Below are 5,158 nucleotides of genomic sequence, written 5' to 3' on the forward strand. Positions count from 1 at the left end.
AGGATTTCAAAAATATTGTTATCTAATTAGTAATGCAATTATAGTAAAAAAAATCGCATTTGACTAGGCGACATTTATTAATGTGCGCTTTATATTTGTAAAGACGCATATTTGTCGTTAAGTCACATGATATAAAGGTTTAAGCGTACAATTTGTTTTAAAAACGCTCGTTTTTTTAGAAATTTACACTATGAAAAGGCTACAGCATTTCTTCGAAAAATACGCATTTGGCGTGTGCACCAGGCTTGGTGATAAGCTGGGGTTGGCTACATCCAGTATTAGGCTTTTCTTTATATATGCTTCTTTCCTCACATTTGGCTCTCCCATTATCATATATCTGGGCATGGCATTCATTATGAATCTCAGAAAGCACCTTAGAAGAAGAAACAACTCGGTGTGGTATTACTAGTCAGATTTTAGCTGGCTATACTTCTGTTTACCTTTCACAAAATGTTCAAAAACAATAGAGCCACTATATATAATAGGTAGCTTACTCATCTTTTTCTGTCGTTTGGTTGCTTGTCTCTTTTTGAAGTTTGAACGGAGCTCTGTAACAAAATCTACATGTGCTCTGATGACAGCCAGCCCATCTTTAAATGAGTCAAACACCATAAATTTGATGGAAGCTACTATATCTAATAATATGCGAATAGGCAGTTTGAGCCAAAGCTCGCTTGTAGTGTAGTTTTTATATAATAGCGAAAGTCCGTTTCTGAAATTAAGGTAGGTTTTCCTGGGGTTCGATTTATCTAATGTTCCACCACCAACATGATATACCTTACTTTCTCCATTGTAATAGACTTTAAGGCCGGCATTATTGATTCTCCAGCACAGATCAATTTCTTCCATATGTGCGAAGAAGTCAGGGTCAAAACCATCTAGTTGGTGAAAAACCGATGATCTGATAAATAAGCATGCTCCAGTTGCCCAAAAGATTTGCTGTGGGTCATTGTACTGTCCCTGATCTTGCTCAAGGTTTAAAAACAAACGACCTCTGCAAAACGGATAGCCCAGCGTGTCGATGTGACCGCCCGCAGCACCCGCATACTCGAAATGGGTTTTTCTTTTCTGATCTAGTATTTTAGGTTGAGCAGCGGCAATTGATGAGTCTTCGTCCATCATCTTGACTACAGGCTCAATCCAATTTGGCGTGACTTCTACGTCAGAATTGAGCAAGACGTAATAGTCGATTTTTTCCTGCTTTAGTTTACCTAGCGCCTCATTATAACCATAGCTGTAGCCTTTATTGGTGGTATTTAGGATAAGCTCAGCCTCAGGAAAGTTGCTTTTAAGGAAGTCTACAGAGTCATCTGTAGAGCAATTGTCTGCCACTATCACGCGGTGGCCCTTACTATTGGCTACCACTCCCGGGAGAAATTTCTCCAGATAATGTCTGCCGTTGTAGTTGAGTATTACAACTGCTACTCTCATTAAAACATGCCGCTCAGATCCATGCCTGGTATGTTAGGCAACAATCCTTCGGTGCTTTTTTTCATTTCTTCTTTAGCAAGTACTTCTGCCTCCTGAGTAGCTTTATTTACAGCTGCTACAATTAGGTCCTGAAGCATTTCTTTGTCTTCCGGCTTCACCAACTCGTTATCGATATCGAGAGAAATAAGCTCTTTTTTACCGTTTACTGTAGCTTTTACCATACCGCCACCAGATTCGCCAGTAGTTTTGATGTTGACAAGATTGGCCTGGGCCTCCTTTACTTTGGCCTGCACCTCTTTCATCTTGCCCATCATTTTCATCATATCAAACATATATATCTGCTTTTTGTGTCTACCCTTAAAACGATGTTTTTAGGTATGTGTTAATCAAGACTTTAAATTAGGAGCGCAAAAATGAATGGGAATGCTTCAAATTCAAAATTAAATCTGATAAATAGTGATAATTATTTCCTTAGCAATACGATGGTGCCATCATTCTCAATTTCTCGTCCGGCCTGATCTGTCATAGTAGCCGTAAAAGCATATGACCCCTGTGGTAATGGATTGCCATTGAGTGTGCCGTCCCAATTGTTTTCCATTGAAGAAGAGGTGAAAATCATCTCACCCCAACGGTTAAAAATCTTCAACTCAAAATTGACTATAAACCTTCCATTGATACCAAAACTATCGTTTAGGCCGTCTCCATCCGGGGTGAAGGCATTGGGAAAATAGATGTTGTTGGGTTTAATCAGTGTTATAGTGTTTGAAACACTCTCTATTAAGTTATCTGCAGGATTTGCCTGAATAGAATAGATGATTACCTGATTTGGAGAGGTGTCTGTTTCAACAAACGAGGTATCAGTTGTTGTAAATGTTGAACTATTGCCATTACCATACGATTTAATAATGCTATAAGACGTCACACCATTTTGCCAACCTACATACTCATTCCAGTTGAGTGTTATATTGTCTTCAGCATCAATATTTCCGGCTAGAGCAATTGAACAGGCTAAAATGCTTTCTGAAGTAGCATTTCCGCACTCATCTTGCGTGTGCACTTCAAAACAATGACTCATCAATGGATCTACCTCATTAGTTACAAAAATAGTTGTGTCACTTGTACCTTGTTGAATCAGCTGTCCATTGTTGTTTTTAAAAATAGTGTAAGATAAGGAGGTGGCAGCAGAGGGGGCCTGCCAGTTTAGAGTTATAGTATTCTCGTTTACTATGGCAGAGATGTTTTCTATAGGATCTGGAGGTACTGTGCTAAATGAAGTGCCACAAACTGAAGTAGATGTACTAGTAGAACTACCATATTGACCAACGAGCGTATAGCAATATTCAGTATTACAAATTATATCGATATCACTAAAAGATCGATTGCCGGCTGGTACAGTGACCAACGGATTTGTAGGGTCATCATCTCTATAAATATCAAAACCAGTGAGCACACCATTTGGATCCGAGGTTTCCCATGACAATTCGTTGACATTATCCTGAGTGTTGAGATTAGGAATGATTGTGCAGATGCTTGGTGAGAGGTTGTCAATTATGTTATCACAAGCATTCATGGTGGCAATTCTAAAGCAATAATGGTTATCAACCAGGTCGAGGTTGCGAATCGTATCAGAGGAGGTTGATGAATTCAGGAACTTCAATGGCGCATAAGCACTGCCACCATTTGCTACGATTTGTAGTCGATACAATATGTTATCGGCCAGATTATATGTTAAAACTACTTCACTTTCAGAAATAACGTTTACTGTACTTATTGAGCCGGCAGGAAGTGCGTTTAATGGATTGATATCCTGCGAGTTGCCCGGGCAGTTGTCTACTGCATCATCATCTAAACCTCTGACTGTAATAGTTCTTGATGCATTATTACCATAAGAAAAAACAGGATCCGGATCACCCTGAGCAATAGTTACCTCTCCGCCAAGTCCATCTTCTATGACATAGTTATCATAGTTTGTATCAGTAATATCTACTGAGACTCTAAAGCCAGTGCACGCATACAGGTCAAATTCCGGGGGTTCTGACTGATTGATATCTATAAGTACCGAATCCGGGCCATTGTCGTTTTGGAAGAAGATCCGTAAATAAAATTCACCAGCCTGATTATAGGTGTGCGTAGGGTTAGTTGTAACATGCCCATTGCCTGAGCCGTCTCTCCATTCTATGGGGCAAGCAGCGCAGTCAATTGGTGCAGAAGGTGTGACATTGACAGTCACAGAAGTGCCTGTACACCCTCTGATCGCGCTTACTTCAAACCAGCCATTGGCACTAGGAAAAGGTTGAGCCACCAATTTTTGACCAATCAGGCATGAGAAAACGACCAGAAAAAAATATGTGGCTAATTTGTGCACTAAAGTTTTACTTGCTTTAAAAAATCAACGGCATTGGCGATGTCATCGTGCAATACACGGTCATCTTCAATAAACGGCACCTTTTCTCTAAAATTGCCCATAAAATCTTCCAGATATTCGGAGGTCTTTAATGGCCTTCTAAAAGAGATCGCCTGTGCAGCCGTTATCAACTCAATAGCCAATATACGGTAAAGATTGTTAACTATCTTCAGTGTTTTAGTGGCTGCGTTTGCACCCATGCTCACATGATCTTCCTGTCCGTTTGAAGAAACAATGCTGTCTATTGAGGCAGGTGAGCAATATTGTTTATTCTGACTCACCAAAGAGGCGGCTGTGTACTGAGGAATCATAAGTCCAGAGTTAATACCGGGATTTGCCACAAGGTAATTAGGCAGTTCGCGTGCGCCAGAGATCAGTTGATAGGTTCTTCGTTCCGAAATATTACCTAGCTCTGCCAAGGCGATACCCAGAAAATCTAAGGGTAAGGCTAGGGGTTGCCCATGAAAATTACCTGCAGAAATAATTTCATCTTCGTCTGGAAAGATATTAGGATTGTCAGTGACACTATTTACTTCCGTTAAGAAAATATCTTTCACATAATACAAGGCATCGGCACTGGCTCCATGCACCTGAGGAATACACCTAAAAGAATAAGGGTCCTGTACATGCTTTTTTGGTTGCGCAATAATATCGCTACCCGCTAATAAGTGTCTGAATTTACGGGCGATCATCACCTGACCTCGCTGAGGTCTGATGCGATGCACGCTTTCGCTAAAAGGCTCAATCCGTCCATCAAATCCGTCAAGAGAAAGTGCCCCGATGGTACTGGCAAGATTAAGCAGCTTTTCACCATGAATGAGGCAGTGAATACCATAAGCACTCATCAATTGTGTGCCGTTGAGTAACGCTAAGCCCTCTTTTGCTTTAAACTCAATAGGCTCCCATTTCATAATGCTGTTGAGCTCACTGCTTGGCATTCTTTTGCCTTTATAGCGTACCTCTCCCAGGTTAATCAAGGGGAGAGAAAGGTGAGCCAAAGGAGCCAAATCACCGGAAGCTCCCAAAGAGCCCATTTCATATACTACAGGTAAAACGTTGTGATTATAAAAATCAATGAGTCTTTTGACCGTGGCAAGCTGCACACCTGAGTTTCCGTATGACAACGACTGGATTTTAAGCAATAGCATCAGTTTCACAATCTCGTCCGGCACCTCATCTCCGGTACCGCAAGCGTGAGATTTTACTAAGTTTTCCTGAAGCTTACTTAGGTCGTTGTTGCTAATGTTTTTGTTGTAAAGAGACCCAAATCCCGTATTTACACCATACACCGGCTTGTTGGATGAAGCAATTTTCTGATCTAAA

Annotated in this window: 5 protein-coding genes; 1 reads left to right on the forward strand and 4 read right to left on the reverse strand. The window is 40.7% G+C overall.

The window, feature by feature from the left end:
* Positions 1–190: 190 nt before the first annotated feature.
* Positions 191–409 carry a PspC domain-containing protein gene (locus tag E1176_RS06410; protein WP_155209760.1) on the forward strand — a complete coding sequence of 73 codons (219 nt, stop codon included), beginning with the start codon at positions 191–193 and terminating at the stop codon, positions 407–409.
* Here the strand turns inward: E1176_RS06410 and E1176_RS06415 are convergent.
* The 4 genes from E1176_RS06415 to hutH all read right to left on the reverse strand — a co-directional run.
* The gene (locus E1176_RS06415; protein ID WP_155209762.1) at positions 406–1,431 is read right to left on the reverse strand and encodes a glycosyltransferase family 2 protein; all 1,026 of its coding nucleotides are present in this window, start codon (positions 1,429–1,431) and stop codon (positions 406–408) included. The two genes, E1176_RS06410 and E1176_RS06415, sit on opposite strands and share 4 nt — an antisense overlap.
* Positions 1,431–1,763, reverse strand: coding sequence for a YbaB/EbfC family nucleoid-associated protein (locus E1176_RS06420; protein WP_155209764.1), 333 nt, complete (start codon positions 1,761–1,763; stop codon positions 1,431–1,433). The genes E1176_RS06415 and E1176_RS06420 overlap by 1 nt, the downstream gene beginning before the upstream one ends.
* A gap of 131 nt (positions 1,764–1,894) precedes the next feature.
* Positions 1,895–3,733 carry a T9SS type B sorting domain-containing protein gene (locus E1176_RS21340; RefSeq protein ID WP_155209766.1) on the reverse strand — a complete coding sequence of 613 codons (1,839 nt, stop codon included), beginning with the start codon at positions 3,731–3,733 and terminating at the stop codon, positions 1,895–1,897.
* A 62-nt stretch (positions 3,734–3,795) separates the two neighbouring features.
* On the reverse strand, positions 3,796–5,158 hold a 1,363-nt coding region (gene hutH, locus E1176_RS06430; RefSeq protein WP_155209768.1), incomplete at its 5' end, for a histidine ammonia-lyase.

It is taken from the genome of Fulvivirga aurantia (assembly GCF_009711475.1).
In the GTDB taxonomy this organism is placed as follows: domain Bacteria; phylum Bacteroidota; class Bacteroidia; order Cytophagales; family Cyclobacteriaceae; genus Fulvivirga; species Fulvivirga aurantia.